Annotated in this window: 14 protein-coding genes; 10 read left to right on the forward strand and 4 right to left on the reverse strand. The window is 60.6% G+C overall.

The genetic code is table 11. From position 1 onward, the window contains the following. The first annotated feature begins 84 nt into the window (after positions 1-84). From JZ00_RS13420 to JZ00_RS13435, 4 genes are all read left to right on the forward strand, one after another. Positions 85-1,878: a DUF1302 domain-containing protein gene (locus JZ00_RS13420; protein ID WP_039591629.1), complete on the forward strand. Its 1,794-nt coding sequence runs from the start codon at positions 85-87 to the stop codon at positions 1,876-1,878. 22 nt (positions 1,879-1,900) lie between these two features. Continuing rightward, a complete protein-coding gene (locus JZ00_RS13425; protein ID WP_039591628.1) occupies positions 1,901-3,268 on the forward strand; it encodes a DUF1329 domain-containing protein in 1,368 nt (455 codons plus the stop codon). A gap of 144 nt (positions 3,269-3,412) precedes the next feature. Beyond that, entirely contained in the window at positions 3,413-5,965 is a 2,553-nt protein-coding gene (locus JZ00_RS13430; protein ID WP_039591627.1) for a helix-turn-helix transcriptional regulator, read from the forward strand. A gap of 182 nt (positions 5,966-6,147) precedes the next feature. Continuing rightward, positions 6,148-6,849, forward strand: a complete 702-nt coding sequence (locus JZ00_RS13435) for a hypothetical protein (protein WP_039591626.1) — start codon at positions 6,148-6,150, stop codon at positions 6,847-6,849. Here JZ00_RS13435 and JZ00_RS13440 read toward each other — a convergent pair. Next, on the reverse strand, positions 6,821-7,633 hold the full coding sequence (locus JZ00_RS13440) for an IclR family transcriptional regulator (protein ID WP_039591625.1): 813 nt from the start codon (positions 7,631-7,633) through the stop codon (positions 6,821-6,823). The genes JZ00_RS13435 and JZ00_RS13440 overlap by 29 nt on opposite strands. 151 nt (positions 7,634-7,784) lie before the next feature. Here JZ00_RS13440 and hmgA point away from each other — a divergent pair, with 151 nt between their 5' ends. From hmgA to maiA, 3 genes are read left to right on the forward strand one after another with little or no spacing between them, the layout of a single operon-like run. Beyond that, positions 7,785-9,089, forward strand: coding sequence for a homogentisate 1,2-dioxygenase (gene hmgA / locus JZ00_RS13445; RefSeq protein WP_039591624.1), 1,305 nt, complete (start codon positions 7,785-7,787; stop codon positions 9,087-9,089). Between the two features lie 3 nt (positions 9,090-9,092). Further along, on the forward strand, positions 9,093-10,397 hold the full coding sequence (gene fahA / locus JZ00_RS13450; RefSeq protein ID WP_039591623.1) for a fumarylacetoacetase: 1,305 nt from the start codon (positions 9,093-9,095) through the stop codon (positions 10,395-10,397). Positions 10,398-10,406: 9 nt separating this feature from the next. Further along, entirely contained in the window at positions 10,407-11,045 is a 639-nt protein-coding gene (gene maiA, locus JZ00_RS13455; RefSeq protein ID WP_039591622.1) for a maleylacetoacetate isomerase, read from the forward strand. A 44-nt stretch (positions 11,046-11,089) separates the two neighbouring features. On the opposite strand, the gene JZ00_RS13460 is transcribed toward maiA, so the two are convergent. Beyond that, positions 11,090-11,893, reverse strand: coding sequence for a SirB1 family protein (locus tag JZ00_RS13460; protein ID WP_039591621.1), 804 nt, complete (start codon positions 11,891-11,893; stop codon positions 11,090-11,092). A gap of 185 nt (positions 11,894-12,078) precedes the next feature. Between JZ00_RS13460 and JZ00_RS13465 the strand changes: the two genes are divergently transcribed. Continuing rightward, on the forward strand, positions 12,079-13,098 hold the full coding sequence (locus JZ00_RS13465) for a Leu/Phe/Val dehydrogenase (RefSeq protein ID WP_039591620.1): 1,020 nt from the start codon (positions 12,079-12,081) through the stop codon (positions 13,096-13,098). A gap of 76 nt (positions 13,099-13,174) precedes the next feature. Here the strand turns inward: JZ00_RS13465 and JZ00_RS13470 are convergent, their stop codons facing one another. Continuing rightward, a complete protein-coding gene (locus JZ00_RS13470) occupies positions 13,175-13,435 on the reverse strand; it encodes a YebG family protein (RefSeq protein WP_003205410.1) in 261 nt (86 codons plus the stop codon). A gap of 288 nt (positions 13,436-13,723) precedes the next feature. On the opposite strand from JZ00_RS13470, the gene JZ00_RS13475 reads away from it, so the two are divergent. Further along, positions 13,724-14,224 (forward strand): phosphate-starvation-inducible protein PsiE, encoded by a 501-nt coding sequence (locus tag JZ00_RS13475; RefSeq protein WP_039591619.1) that lies wholly within the window; start codon positions 13,724-13,726, stop codon positions 14,222-14,224. On the opposite strand, the gene JZ00_RS13480 is transcribed toward JZ00_RS13475, so the two are convergent. Beyond that, the gene (locus tag JZ00_RS13480) at positions 14,221-14,538 is read right to left on the reverse strand and encodes a DUF3509 domain-containing protein (protein WP_039591618.1); all 318 of its coding nucleotides are present in this window, start codon (positions 14,536-14,538) and stop codon (positions 14,221-14,223) included. The two genes, JZ00_RS13475 and JZ00_RS13480, sit on opposite strands and share 4 nt — an antisense overlap. Before the next feature lie 498 nt (positions 14,539-15,036). Between JZ00_RS13480 and JZ00_RS13490 the strand changes: the two genes are divergently transcribed. Continuing rightward, entirely contained in the window at positions 15,037-15,447 is a 411-nt protein-coding gene (locus JZ00_RS13490; protein ID WP_039591615.1) for an HPF/RaiA family ribosome-associated protein, read from the forward strand. Positions 15,448-15,511: the final 64 nt, after the last annotated feature.

Below are 15,511 nucleotides of genomic sequence, written 5' to 3' on the forward strand. Positions count from 1 at the left end.
CAGCGCGAATACCCCCTTGGTGCGCTTATCGCCCATGGCTCGCGGCAGTAGGGTGAAGGCTCTGTCACTCACCGGGGAAGACGCATGACAACAATAACAATGCGCGCCATCTTCAAGCCGCAGGCGCTGGCCGTCGCGGTGGCCTTGGGTTGCTGTGCCCAGGCGCAGGCCGTTTCTTTTAACATTGGCGAAATCGAGGGGCAGTTCGACTCCTCGCTGTCCGTTGGCGCGAGTTGGGGCATGCGCGATGCCGACAGTGACTTGGTCGGTACGGTCAACGGCGGTAGAGGCCAGTCTTCCACCGGCGACGATGGGCGACTGAATTTCAGGAAGGGCGAGACGTTCTCGAAGATCTTCAAAGGTCTGCACGACCTGGAGCTCAAGTACGGCGACACCGGCGTGTTCGTGCGGGGCAAATATTGGTATGACTTCGAACTCAAGGATGAAAACCGTGAGTTCAAGGACATCAGCGACAGCAATCGTAAGGAGGGCGCCAAGTCATCGGGCGCGCAGATCCTCGATGCGTTTGTCTATCACAACTATTCCATCGCCGATTTGCCAGGCACGGTGCGGGCCGGCAAGCAGGTAGTCAGTTGGGGTGAAAGTACCTTCATTGGTAACTCCATCAACAGCATCAACCCGGTGGACGTGTCTGCGTTCCGTCGTCCGGGCGCAGAGATCAAGGAAGGCTTGATCCCCGTGAATATGTTGTTCGCCTCCCAGGGCCTGACCGACAAGCTCACGGTCGAAGGTTTCTACCAGTTGGAGTGGGACCAGACGGTCGTGGACAACTGCGGCACGTTCTTTGGCAACGATGTGGTGGCCGACGGCTGCACCGACGGCTATACCGTGGGAAGCCCGGCGATTGCGCCGTTCGTGCCGTTGACCAATGCATTCGGCCAAGGCATCCAGGTGACCAGCGAGGGCGTCGTCATCCCTCGTGGCGGTGACCGCGATGCGCGGGATTCCGGACAGTGGGGCACGGCGTTGCGCTGGCTCGGCGACGACACCGAGTACGGCCTGTATTTCATGAATTACCACAGCCGCACGCCGACCGTGGGCACCACCACGGCGGGCCTCTCCACGCTGGCAGCCCTGCCAGGGATGATTGCAACGGCCAACGGCATCGCGCCCGGCAGCGGCGCGGGCCTGGCGCAAAGTGTCATGCTGGGTCGCGGTGGCTACTACCTTGAGTACCCCGAGGATATTCGCCTGTACGGCGCAAGCTTCTCCACCACGCTCCCCACCGGCACCGCGTGGACCGGTGAAATCAGCTATCGCCCCAACGCTCCGGTGCAGGTCAATACCAATGACTTGACGCTCGCCTTGGTGAATCCGATCGCTGGCGGCGCCGCGTCACCCATCGCCACCCGGCCAGGTGCCGACAACACCGGCTACCGCCGCAAGGAAGTCACCCAGGTCCAGAGCACCCTGACCCACTTCTTCGACCAGGTATTGGGCGCCGATCGCCTGACCGTGGTGGGCGAGGCGGCGGTGGTGCACGTCGGGGGCCTCGAATCGAAGAACGAGCTGCGTTATGGCCGCGATTCGGTCTACGGCCAGTACGGCTTCGGCGGCGATACCGATGGTTTCGTCACCTCGACGTCCTGGGGCTACCGCGCCCGGGCGATTCTCGATTACTCGAACGTGATCGCCGGGGTGAACTTCAAGCCCAACGTGTCCTGGTCCCACGACGTGGCCGGCTATGGCCCCAACGGTTTGTTCAACGAAGGCGCCAAGGCTGTCAGCGTGGGCGTCGATGCCGATTACCGCAACACCTACACCGCCAGCCTGAGCTACACCGATTTCTTCGGCGGCGATTACAACGTTCTCGAAGACCGCGATTTCCTCGCGTTGAGCTTCGGCGTGAACTTCTGATCTGGCTGACAAGGAAAACCCAATGCACAAGACGATCCTGCAATGCGGTGCCCTGGCCCTGAGCCTGCTGGCCGTAAACGTGATGGCGGCGGTGTCGCCGGAGGAAGCTAACAAGCTGGGCACCAGCCTCACGCCACTGGGCGCGGAGAAGGCCGGCAACGCCGATGGCTCGATCCCGGCCTGGACTGGCGGCATCCCGAAAAACGCTGGTGCCGTGGACAGCAAAGGCTTCCTGGCCGACCCGTTCGCCAATGAAAAACCGCTGTTCACCATCACCGCCGCGACCGTGGACAAGTACAAGGACAAGCTGTCCGACGGTCAGGTCGCGATGTTCAAGCGCTACCCGGAAACCTACAAGATTCCGGTCTACCCGACCCATCGCAGCGTCGGCCTGCCGCCGGAAGTCTATGAGTCGGCCAAGCGCAGCGCGCTCAACGTCAACGCCATCAACGACGGCAATGGCCTGGCCAATTTCACTGGCAACCGCTACTACGCGTTCCCGATCCCGAAAAACGGCGTGGAAGTGTTGTGGAACCACATCACCCGGTATCACGGTGGCAACCTGCGGCGCGTCATCACCCAGGCCACGCCGCAGACCAACGGCAGCTTCACGCCGATCCGCTTTGAAGAAGAAATCGCCGTGCCGTTCCTGATCAAGGATGCCGACCCGGAAAAAGCCAGCAACGTGCTGACCTATTTCAAGCAGGAGGTCACCGCGCCGGCGCGCCTGGCCGGTAACGTGTTGCTGGTGCACGAGACGCTCGACCAAGTGAAAGAGCCGCGCTTGGCGTGGATCTACAACGCCGGCCAGCGCCGTGTGCGGCGTGCGCCGCAAGTGGCCTATGACGGCCCGGGGACCGCCGCCGACGGGTTGCGTACCTCGGACAACTTCGACCTGTTCTCCGGCGCGCCGGATCGCTATGACTGGAAACTGGTTGGCAAGAAAGAAATGTACATACCGTACAACAGCTACAAGCTCGATTCGCCAAGCCTCAAGTACGACGATGTGATCAAGGCCGGCCACATCAACCAGGACCTGACCCGCTACGAATTGCATCGGGTCTGGGAAGTGGTCGGTACGGTCAAGCCCAGCGAGCGGCATATCTACGCCAAGCGCCACATGTACATCGACGAGGACAGCTGGCAAGCGGCGCTGGTCGACCACTACGACGGTCGCGGCCAGTTGTGGCGAGTGGCCGAGGGGCATGCCCAGTTTTACTATGACCATCAGAACCCGGGCTACACCCTCGAAGCGCTCTACGACATCATCGCAGGCCGCTACATCGCGCTGGGTATGAAAAACGAAGAGAAACACGCCTACGTGTATGGTTTCGAGGCTCGGGCAGCCGACTACACCCCGGCGGCGTTGCGTTCGAGCGGGGTCCGGTAATCCCCCTGGCAAGGCAGAAAAAAAAGACCGGCAACCGAGTTGCCGGTCTTTTTTTTATGGGCGCCAATCAGCGTGCTGAATATTTCTCCTAAGGTGGTCGACACAGGTCTAGGGTGAAGGAACAACAATAAAAAGGACCTCGCAATGACCGCCATGACCCCGTGTCCGGACCGTCCAGGGCTGCTGCCTCGCCTGTCGTCGACGCACGTGCCACGCAGGTCGTTGAGCGAGCCCTTGCTGGCTTCCGAGGCGCGGGTAAAACTGCTTTGCGCACCCGCGGGAAGTGGCAAGAGCGCCTTGTTCGCCGAGTGTTTCCTGCAGGCCCCCGCCGAGTGCCGGGTGCATTGGCTGCCCCTGGCCGGCGCGACGATGAACGCCGCGCAAATGTGCGAAAGCCTGGCACAGGCCCTCGGGCTACCGGTGACGGATGAGGCGAGCCTGCTGGCTCATCTGGCGCGCCTGCAATCGGCGACGTGGCTGTTTCTGGATGACTATTGCCGGGTAGCCAACCCTGAGCTGGACCAACTGCTTGACCGTTTGTTGAGCGCCAGCAGCCCTGCATTGCATCTTTGGTTGAACGGCCGTCGTCGTCCTCATTGCAACTGGCCACGCTTGTTGCTCGATGACGAACTGTACGAGTTCGACGCCCAGGCCCTGGTCTTTTCTTGCGACGATGTCCAGCAACTGCTGAGGCACTTGCCCGGCCCGCAGGCAGCGCGCACGGCCAGGGAGGTGATACAGCGTAGCGGCGGCTGGTGTGCCGGGGTGCGCATCACCCTGCTGGAGCGCTGTGAATGGGCTCGCCGGCACGCTGCGCCGGGTCGGGCCGGCACCTTGCTCGATTACCTGGAATATGAACTGTTCGGTACGTTGACCCCGGAGCTGGCCCAGGCCTGGCGGGTACTGGCGCACCTGCCGCGTTTCAATGCCCAGCTTTGCTCGCACCTGTTCGGCGATACGGTGGGGGCCGAATGCCTTCCGTTGCTGCTGGACCTGGGGTGCTTCATCGAACCGTGGGAGGATTCCTCGGACTGGCTGCGGATTTTCCCACCCCTGGCGCGGTTAGTGCGCGAAGAGCCCTGGCCACAAGGCCGCTCCTGGCATCGACGGGCCTGCCAATGGTTCGCGGCCGAACAGGACTGGCCCATGGCATTCGAGCAAGCCATGCAAGCTGGGGAATTCGAGACCGCCGTCAGTTTCCTGCAGCACCTGAATTTCGAACATGTGCTGCAAGGTAGCAATGTCCAATTGCTGCTGGCCCTGCACGACCAGCAGGGCGAAGCATTGTCGCTGGGGACCGCGCAATCGGTAGGGCTGATTACCACGGCCTTGCTCTTTGCCGGCCGCTTTGACCAGGCTGAGGTCTGCATTGAACAGCTGGCCAGGTTCATGCCACATCCCCTGGTCAGTCAGCAGAGACAACTGATCGCCCGTTGGGAGGTGCTGCGTGGTTGGTTGTTGCACCTGCGCGGCGAGGGTGACCAGGCTCGCGAACATTTTCTCCAGGCCTTGGCCGGCCTGGATCCGGAGGCCTGGGCCCTCAAGGTGCTGTGCCTGATCGGACAGACACAACAGGCACTGCTCCAAGGCGAACTGGCGTTGGCGCAGGCGATCAATCGCCAGGCACTTTGCGTAGCGCGCGCCGGCGGTTCGCTGGTGTTCGAAGGGCTACTGGAACTGGACCACGCGCAAATCCTGGAACAGCGCGGCGCGCCCCACCGGGCCGATCACCTGCTGGGCGCGGTCCAGGCATTGCTCGATAAACCAGGGCAGGATTTTTCTGCATTGCTGGGCCGTATCGCCTTGCGACGGGGGCGCCTGGCGTTGCGCATGGGGCTTGACGAGCAGGCCGCCGAGCACTTCCAGGCGGGCCTGGAGGCCGGTTTGCGCAGCCAGGACAAGCAGGTGCTCTATGGCTTTCTCGGCAAGGCAAGCCTGGCCGCCAACCAGGGCGACTATGGCGAGGCCTTCATGCAGCTTCGCGACGCCGAGCGGACCATGCAACAGCGGCACATTCCCGACACGGTGTACCGCGGTGTGTTGCTGCAAGTCAGCTGTCAGTTCTGGTTGCAGCAGGGGCGACCGGAACTGGCCCATGAGGTGTTGACCCGAGTGTTGCGGCATTTCCATGGGCCACAGGCCAAGCATGCGCCGCCCGCGACCTTGGAACTGATTCCCCGTCTGGAGTATTTGCTGGTGCTGACGGAAGTCTATCTGCGCCGGGCGCACGAGCCGCAGGCCCGGCTCAGGGAAATGATCGCCCAGGCACAACACTGCGAGATGCACGCCTTGGAAACCGAACTGCTGCTGGCATTGGCGGAGGTCGTCTGGTTGTCGGCCGATCGTCACCAGGCGCGCGAGCTTTTGCAAAAAGGGCTCGAAGGGGTTGCCTGTCGACGGGCGCAACAAGCCCTGCGCGAGCTGTGCCTGCGCCAACCGGACCTGGTGCACGCGGCACAAACTGCCGAACCCCTCGACCCGCCATCGACAATGGCCGAGGAAACCGTGCTCAGTCACCGTGAACTGGAAGTGCTGGAGTTGATTGCACAAGGTTATTCAAACCAACAGATCGCCGAACAATTATTTATCTCATTGCACACAGTGAAGACCCATTCGCGTCGTATCCATAGCAAGTTGGGGGTGCAACGGCGTACACAGGCAGTGGCCAAGGCCAAGGTCATGGGTGTAATGAGCTAAGTTTGAAAACTTACTCGCGCTTACATATCACTGAGCGTAGATGAATGGTGTTGGTGTATAACTTCCGGGCTGGACTTGGTTGAAGTTTAACTTCAGCTGGCCACGGGCACCGTAACAGGTGTAATCAATTCAACGGATCGAGCGGGAAGTTTGATTCGATACAGAACAAGGATGTTGTTTTTATGTACGCTCCATTATTTGCTTCATATTCGCAAAGGCTTGCTGCTCTCAAGAAAACGCGTGTTGACTTCGCTGTACAGGTGTTGCTCGGTGAGGCGTTGGAAGAGTTGGAAACCAGTCCATACCACCTCTATTTAAATGCGCGGGATACTATTGCTGGCACAGAGGTTGTTTCCTCCGTCACATTGTTTGATGAAGCGCTGGCTTGCGTTCAAAGACAAGTCGGCCCCACTTACACCCAAGGCACTCACCAAATTTTCAGCAAGCGTTACTCGTTTGCTCCAGAGGATCGGATCAAGGGGCTCGATGTGATCGGCTTTGAGAAAATCGTCATGGATATCGTCTCGAGCCTGACCGAGGAACCGTCGATTGATCTATCCCGGCCCGCCCTGAGGTCACTGGCCGTCGAGGACCTTGAATCGATCTTGAAGAGTCACCTGCCAGGCGTCGGGTTGAACGAAACCTATGTCACCGGTTTTGGCTCGGACGATCTGGGGGGCCGAATCATCACCTCTTCCCGGAAGCTTGTGGACTATCTGCTGGCTCACTTCGACGATGACGATATTCCCTTTCATGCCAAGGGCGGCCATCAGGCCGTGTACACGCAGGCCTTCAGCGAGGAAGCGACGCACATTCATCCGCAGTTGACCATCGCCCACCTCAACGACCTATTGATCAGGATCGTGCCGGACTTGTTGAGCTGATCCCGGATTGCTCATAGCCCATTCGCCAGCTTACGGCCCGGGTCGCCGCCAACAGGCGCCGCGCCGCCGGGCCGTTCTCATCCGCGTGGAACAGTGACGTCGGGCCGACGATCGTCATTACCGCCGCCACGTCGCCCATGGCGTTGAACACCGGCGCAGACAAGGCATCCACCCCCGGCATCAGCAACCCATGCACGTGATGCAAGCCACGACTGCGGATGTGCTCGCACAGCGTTGCATAGGCCTGTTCGTCCGCCAGGGCGTGGCCCTGGGTGGCGTGCACTTCCTGGTCGCGCAACTCGATCGTCTCGCGCTCCGGCAGATAGGCGCTGAAAACCAGTCCGGTGGAAGAACTGAGCAACGGCAACACCGAGCCCAGTTGCGTCACCACGGTCACGGCCCGTACGGCGGGCTCGATTCTCACCACTGTCGCGCCATGATTGCCCCATACCGCCAGGAAACAGGTTTCGTTCAGGTCATCGCGCAACTCGGCCAAGGGCAGGGCGGCCACTTGCAGTACGTCCATGCCGTTCAACGCCGCCAAGCCCACGCGCAAGGCCTCGCGGCCCAAGCCGTAGTGATTGGTGGCTGTGTTCTGTTCGGCAAATCCGCTGGCGATCAAGGCTTGTAGATAACGGTGGACCTTGCTGGCCGGCATCTGCACATGCTCGGCCAGGCGCGACAGCGACGTGGATGGCGATAATTCGGCCAGGGCCTTGAGGATATCGGTGCCGACCTCAGCGGAGCGGACTTTCTGTTTACCGTTGCTCGGCGGGTTTTCCATGGAGGTGTGGGTCCGAAGGGCGAATGGGCGTCTTTATAGCTTGACGGTGGTTGTCGAGCAAATTACGTTATGCGTAATTTGATTACGATAAAAATAACCCGGTACGCCTCAAGTCGTTCATTGAGTGACGGACCGCATCTCAGGAGGCTCCATGAACCTCGACTCCACGCCGTCGGATGTGCTTTACCAGTCTGGCTTCGGTAATGAGTTCGCCAGCGAAGCGTTGCCTGGCGCCCTGCCGGTTGGCCAGAATTCCCCGCAAAAGGCGCCTTACGGCCTGTATGCCGAGCTTTTTTCCGGCACCGCGTTCACCATGGCCCGCAGCGAAGCGCGGCGAACCTGGATGTACCGCATCCGGCCCTCGGCCAACCACCCGGCGTTTACCAAGCTGGAGCAGCAATTGGCTGGCGGCCCGCTGGGTGAGGTCACGCCTAACCGCTTGCGCTGGAGCCCGCTGGGCATTCCCGATGAGCCTGCCGATTTCATTGACGGCCTGGTGCGCATGGCCGCCAATGCTGGCTCGGACAAGCCGGCGGGCATCAGCATCTATCATTACCGGGCCAACCGGTCCATGGAGCGGGTGTTCTTCAATGCCGACGGCGAATGGCTGCTCGTGCCGCAACTGGGGCGTCTGCGGATCGTCACCGAGCTGGGTGTGCTGGACCTGGAACCCTTGGAAATCGCGGTGCTGCCCCGTGGATTGAAGTTCCGTGTCGAGCTGCTCGACCCTCAGGCTCGCGGTTATATCGCCGAAAACCATGGTGCGCCGTTGCGCCTGCCCGACCTGGGGCCCATTGGCAGCAATGGCCTGGCCAACCCGAGGGATTTCCTGTCGCCTGTCGCTCATTATGAAAACCTCGCCCGACCCACTACCTTGGTGCAGAAGTTCCTCGGGGAGCTATGGGCGTGCGAACTGGATCATTCGCCGTTTGACGTGGTGGCCTGGCATGGCAACAACGTGCCGTACAAATATGACCTGCGTCGCTTCAATACCATCGGCACGGTCAGCTTCGACCATCCAGACCCGTCGATTTTTACCGTGTTGACGTCGCCCACCAGCGTCCATGGCTTGGCAAATCTTGATTTCGTAATTTTCCCGCCACGCTGGATGGTGGCGGAGAACACCTTCCGTCCACCCTGGTTCCATCGCAATCTCATGAATGAATTCATGGGCCTGATCCAGGGCGCATACGACGCCAAGGCCGAAGGTTTCCTGCCGGGAGGCGCGTCCCTGCACAGTTGCATGAGCGCCCATGGTCCCGACGGTGAGACCTGCACCAAGGCCATCAATGCCGAACTCAAGCCGGCGAAAATCGACAACACCATGGCGTTCATGTTCGAGACCAGCCAAGTGCTGCGCCCGAGCCGATTCGCCTTGGACTGCCCGCAATTGCAAACGGACTACGACGCCTGCTGGGCTTCGTTGCCAGTCACGTTCGACCCGACCCGGAGATAACCCATGACTCAAGTTTCCCCCACCCGCAGCTGGGTCGATTCCGCCAACGGCCATGCCGATTTCCCCTTGCAGAACCTGCCGCTCGGCGTTTTCAGCCCGGCCGGGCAATCCCCGCGCAGCGGCGTTGCCATTGGCGATCGGATTTTCGACTTGCAGGCGGCGTTGGACGCTGGGCTGTTCGACGGCGCTGCGGGCGAAGCCATCCTGGCCATGCGGGACGGTCAGTTGAATGCGTTCTTCGAACTCGGCCGTGGCGCCCGGGTTGCCCTGCGTGAACAGTTATTGAACCTGCTGCGCGAGGGCAGTCCCCGGCGGGACGAGATCCAGGCCCAGGGTGAAAAGCTGCTGCATCTGGCGGAGAACTGCCAGATGCATCTGCCTGCGAAAATCAACGATTACACCGACTTCTACGTTGGCATCGAGCATGCGCAAAATGTCGGCAAGCTGTTCCGGCCGGACAATCCGCTGCTACCGAATTATAAATACGTTCCCATCGGCTATCACGGCCGTGCTTCGACGGTGCGGCCATCGGGCACCGATGTACGTCGCCCGAAGGGCCAGACCTTGCCGGCCGGGCAGACCGAGCCGACTTTTGGTCCCTGCGCGCGGCTGGACTATGAGCTGGAGCTGGGGATCTGGATCGCCAAGGGCAACACCCTTGGCGAGCCCATCGCCATCGGCGACGCCGCCGAGCACATTGCCGGTTTCTGCCTGCTCAACGATTGGTCGGCCCGGGATATCCAGGCGTGGGAATACCAGCCGCTGGGGCCGTTCCTGTCCAAGAGCTTCCTGACCAGTGTTTCTCCATGGGTCGTGACTGCCGAAGCCCTGGAGCCGTTCCGTCGTGCGCAGCCGGCGCGTCCCGAGGGCGATCCGCAACCATTGCCGTACTTGCTGGACAAACGTGACCAGGCCGCGGGTGCATTCGACATCGAGCTGGAAGTGCTGCTGCTGACCGAAGCCATGCGTGAGCAGAAACTGCCGGCCCATCGACTGACCCTGAGCAACACGCAGTACATGTATTGGACGGTGGCACAGATGGTTGCGCACCACAGCGTCAACGGCTGCCAGTTGCAAGCGGGTGATCTGTTTGGTTCGGGTACGTTGTCGGGGCCGCAGAGCGGTCAGTTCGGCAGCCTGCTGGAAATCACCGAGGGCGGCAAAAAGCCGATCGAACTGGCATCCGGCGAAGTCCGCAAGTTCCTCGAGGACGGCGATGAAATCATCCTGCGCGCCCGTTGCAGCCGCGAGGGCGTTGTATCGATCGGCTTCGGCGAATGCCGCGGCAAGATCCTGTCGGCACGTTGAGGCGCGGGCATGGAACTCTATACCTACTATCGTTCCACTTCGTCGTACCGGGTGCGTATTGCCTTGGCCCTCAAGGGCCTGGATTACCAGGCGCTGCCCGTCAACCTGATCGCCACACCCGAGGGCGAGCATCGCCAGCCGATGTACTTGGCGATCAATCCACAGGGGCGAGTACCGGCGCTGCGCACCGATGAGGGGGCGCTGCTGGTGCAGTCGCCGGCCATCATCGAATACCTGGAGGAACGTTATCCACAGGTGCCGCTGTTCAGCCGCGACCTTGCGACTCGCGCCCACGAGCGTGGCGTCGCGGCGCTGATCGGCTGCGATATTCATCCCCTGCACAATGTCAGCGTGCTCAATAAGCTGCGCAAGTGGGGGCACGATGAAACGCAGGTGGTGGAATGGATCACGCACTGGATCAGCCAGGGGCTCGCCGCGGTAGAACAACTGATTGGCGATGACGGTTATTGTTTCGGTGCGCTGCCAGGTGTGGCGGATGTGTACCTGGTTCCGCAGTTGTACGCCGCTGAGCGGTTCAACGTTTCATTGCAAGCCTACCCGCGGATCCGCCGAGTCGCGGCGCTGGCGGCAGGGCATGAGGCGTTCCAGAGAGCGCATCCAGCGAACCAGCCTGACACCCCGGCTTGATTTGGTGATCCAACAATCGCTGAAAATCTAAAAGCCGCACCCATTCAATGCACAATCGAATTGGGTGGCAAATGTCCCAACCGCTCCGTCAGGCGCAGCCGCTGGATTGGATCTTCACTGAGCATCAGGGCATGTTCAAGGTCGAAACGTTCGGCGTTGGGGCAGTCGAGCCGTTGGTAAAGGCTGGCGCGGGCCAGGTAGTCCGCGGCGTTGGCATTGCCCATTTCCAGCACGCGTTCGGCGTCAATCAGTGCGGCAATGTAATCATCGTTCGCCAGGTGCAATTGCCGCAGGTTGCGCGACAACCGTTGGAGCATTTGCATCGGCTCGGCGCTGACCAGGTGCTCAGCCTTGAGCTGCATGTTGGCGCCATATTGGCGTTGCAGCAGGTCCCGGCAGTCATTGGGGTACAACCGCCGGCCACCGCATGGGTCGAGCAAATGGTCGGCACCGGGCACCCGCAGCAGGAAATGACCGGGAAAGTTGACGCCAACCATCGGAATCTCCAAGCCACGGGCCAGTTCCAACGCTATCAGCCCAAGGGCCAGCGGTTGGCCGCGCTTGCGCGCCAGGACTTTGTCGAGCAAAGCCGCGCGGGGGCGTAGCGGGGTGAAATCGTCCTGGGCGAAACCCAGGTCATTGAGGCGTCGAAGCAAGGGCTGGCCCAATTCGTTGACCGGCAACATGGGCAGGCCGTGGCTGACCAGCCGTTGCAGGTCCTTGAAATCATTAAGCAGCGTCGGTACGTCCAGCTCACGGTCATGTTCGGCGGCGACCCATAGCGCGGCTTCGAACAGCGCCGGTGGCGAACGGTGCAGGCATTCAAAAAAGGCTTGGCGCGGCTTCATCACAATCTCCGGGCTATGCCTCGTTTTAGCTCCGCCATGGCTTTTCGTCCAGCCCTACAAATGCCCCGTTACAGGTTATGCCTGAAAAGCTGCGCCGCGCTTGTGCTTATTCCGGCGTGCTCCAGCAATTTTCGACTGCGCGCCTATACTGGCGAAACAGACAAAAGTGATTCGGGAGCCTGTCGATGTTTGCTCTCATGCAAAGCTCCCGCCTTGAATCGCTGTACTTGAGCGTGGACCCGGCGACCGGGTTGAAGGCGGTGATTGCCATTCATTGCAGCCGTCCGGGGCCTGCCCTGGGTGGTTGTCGTTATCTTTCCTATCCCGACGACGAAAGTGCCGTGGCCGACGCGGTGCGCCTGGCCCAGGGCATGAGCTACAAGGCCGCCTTGGCCGGATTGCCGGTGGGCGGGGGAGTGGCAGTCATCATGCGCCCCGCGCATGTTGACAGCCGGGCCGCGCTGTTCGAAGCCTTCGGGCGCTTCATAGAGCAGTTGGACGGACGCTACATCACCGCCATCGACAGCGGTACATCGGTAGCCGACATGGATTGCATTGCCCAGCAGACCCGTCATGTCACCAGCACCACCGCCGCGGGAGACCCCGCGCCTCACGCGGCGATGGGCGTTTTCGCCGGCATCCGTGCCACGGCCATGGCGCGCCTTGGCAGCGATAACCTGGAGAGCCTGCGCGTCGCGATCCAGGGCCTGGGCAATGTCGGTTATGCCCTGGCTGAACAGCTGCACGCGGCGGGCGCGGAACTGCTGGTCAGCGATATCGACCCCGGCAAGGTCCAACTGGCAATGGAACAATTGGGCGCCCATCCCATTGCCAACGATGCGTTGCTCAGTACCCCTTGCGACATCCTGGCACCCTGCGGCCTCGGCGGCGTACTCAACAGCCATAGCGTGGCGCAACTGCGCTGCTCGGCTGTCGCAGGTTCGGCTCATAACCAACTGAGCAATCTGCAGGTCGCTGATCAATTGGAAAGACGCGGGATCCTCTATGCCCCGGACTATGTAATCAATTCAGGCGGCCTGATCTACGTCGCGTTGAAGCACCGCGGCGAAGAATTGCCGACCATCACCGCGCACCTGTCGAAGATCGGTGCCCGGCTTACGGAAGTCTTCGCCCACGCCCAGGCGGAAAAACGCTCGCCGGCTCGGGTGGCCGACGAGTTGGCGGAGCGTCTGTTGTACCGATAAAAAAGATCGCAGCCTTCGGCAGCGCGTGCATTGAGACATCAAGTGCACGCGCTGCCGAAGGCTGCGATCTTCTGGTTCATTCGTCCGACGGATTGAGCAGTTCGGACAGGGCGTCCGGCTGGCTCTTGAATGCCTTGGCGAAGACATCGCGATTCTTCGCCATGTAGATCCCGGCTTCCTCCACTTGTTGCTCGCTCAGCGATGGGACGGCTTTTTGCAACACCTCGGCCAGCAATTCGGCGAGTTCCAGCATTTTGTCATGACGGTCAGCTTCGGCTTTATCCATGAACAAGCGCTCCAGATCTCGGCTGCTGCGGTATACCACTTCGACGGCCATTCACCACCTCACATGCCTTCACATTGGTTGTCTGTGTGACTACTGTATTTATATACAGGCCAAAGAATAAGCGAATCCCTTCTCTTTGGGTAGTGGCTTTTTAATGTAGTCCGGTTTCGAGTCTTGTCGCGCACGCTCCAGGCATTCGGCGACGCCGATTCGCGTCTCCACGTGTCGAATACCAGCCTATCGCCATCTCATCTCCGACACTGGCCTTTTTTCTGCATGCAGAAAACCGTCACGTCCATCCCGCATCATCCGGTCGAGTCGACCTAAGGAAACTACATCGTGAAAATCAACTGGGCCGAGAACCTGCGCCAGAACGTGCATCAACTGGCCGAATCACTGGGAAACCTGTTCGTCGAGACCTTCCACTACCTGGCGCTGTTTGCCATTGGTGCGGTCACCGCATGGGCGGCGGTGATGGAGTTTTTGCAGATGATCGAGGTGGGGCACATCAAGATCGACGACATCTTGCTGCTGTTCATCTATCTGGAATTGGGGGCGATGGTCGGAATCTATTTCAAGACCAACCATATGCCGGTGCGCTTTCTGATCTATGTGGCAATCACTGCGCTGACGCGGCTGTTGATTTCCAACGTTTCCCACCACAGCCCGCCGGACCTGGGCATCATCTACCTGTGTGGCGGCATTCTGCTGCTGTCGTTCGCAATCCTGGTGGTGCGCTACGCCTCGTCGCAATTCCCCTCGGTGAAAATCGAACATCCGCACCGCAAGATCGGTGCGGGTTCCAGCGAGCATTCCGAAGTCGAGAAGGGCGAGATCTAGATACCGACGGCGGAGGGTGCCGGGCCTTGTGATTGCGGTGGCGGCACCTTGATGTTGTCGCCGCCGGTCATGGCTTCGAGAATCGCCACGGCGCTGTGGCCTTCTTCGATGGCAATGCCGAACTGAATGCTTTGTACCAGGCGCCGCAGCCGTTCCGGGTCGTTGCGTTGCTGGGCGCTGATCATGCGCTTGGCGATAATGCGCCCGGCCTTGGACAGGGTCAGCATGATGCTGCCATCCAGGCCCTGGATGCTCAGGTTGATCTGGTATTGCGGCGCGAAAGCGTCCGTAATGATCTGAAAAGGATTGTCCATGATGCGTCACCGCCTGATTGAACGTGCAGTTGTTGACCGGCCATGGTCGGGATTAGTTCGCAACACCAGACCATCGGCCATTCCATGATCGTGTTCATCCGTGGGCTGGGCGGGCGATGGATCGACAGATCCCGCCAGCGGCAGCTCCGCCAGGGAGTTTGCAAGGCCCATGCCGGAAAAAATCCGGGCCAATGAGCTGGGGGGCGGGTTGCGCAATGCTCTGCAATGCAGCTCTGGGCGTAGCCCGTTTCAGGGCAACGAGGGGCGGATGTCCCCTTGCGGTGCAGGCTGTAGGGAGGATTGGCGAGAGGGGCGCGGGGCGAGGCAACTCCCGACATTAACAGCGCTCTTGGCGATTGTCCGGCTTTATTTGCAAATGAATATTTATCTTTTTCTGGGGCTTGAATTGTTCCGCTGCCAGCCCGACTCTGTACTCAAGGGGCCGTTGCGCTAACGTCGATTGGCCCCTGGCGAGCTAGCCGAAATAAGGGATGAACTATGCAAATCCAAGTCAACAGCGATAACCATATTCAAAGCAGCATCCGACTGGAGGAGTGGGTACGTACTACCATTGAAAGCACGCTCGAACGTTACGAAGAAGACCTGACACGGGTCGAGGTCCATTTGGGGGATGAGAACGGCGACAAGCCCGGTCCCCATGACCTGCGATGCCAGCTCGAGGCCCGGCCCAAAGGCCATCAGCCGATTTCCGTGACACACAAGGCTGAGTCGCTGGAACTCGCCATCGAAGGCGCAGCCACCAAGCTGGAACACAAGTTGGAGCATCTGTTTGGCAAGCTGCGCGGCAAGCGCGGCGCCAGCAATGGCCAGACCGAGTCGATTGCCCTGGCCGATGCGATGCTGGAGGAAGAATTCCTGGAAAACGAACGGGCCGCCCTCAACGGCTGATTGCCCCGTCTATCAACGTCTGAACTGAAAACGGGCCTGCAATCGCAGGCCCGTTTTGTTTCAA

It is taken from the genome of Pseudomonas frederiksbergensis (genome assembly GCF_000802155.2).
Classification (GTDB): domain Bacteria; phylum Pseudomonadota; class Gammaproteobacteria; order Pseudomonadales; family Pseudomonadaceae; genus Aquipseudomonas; species Aquipseudomonas frederiksbergensis_A.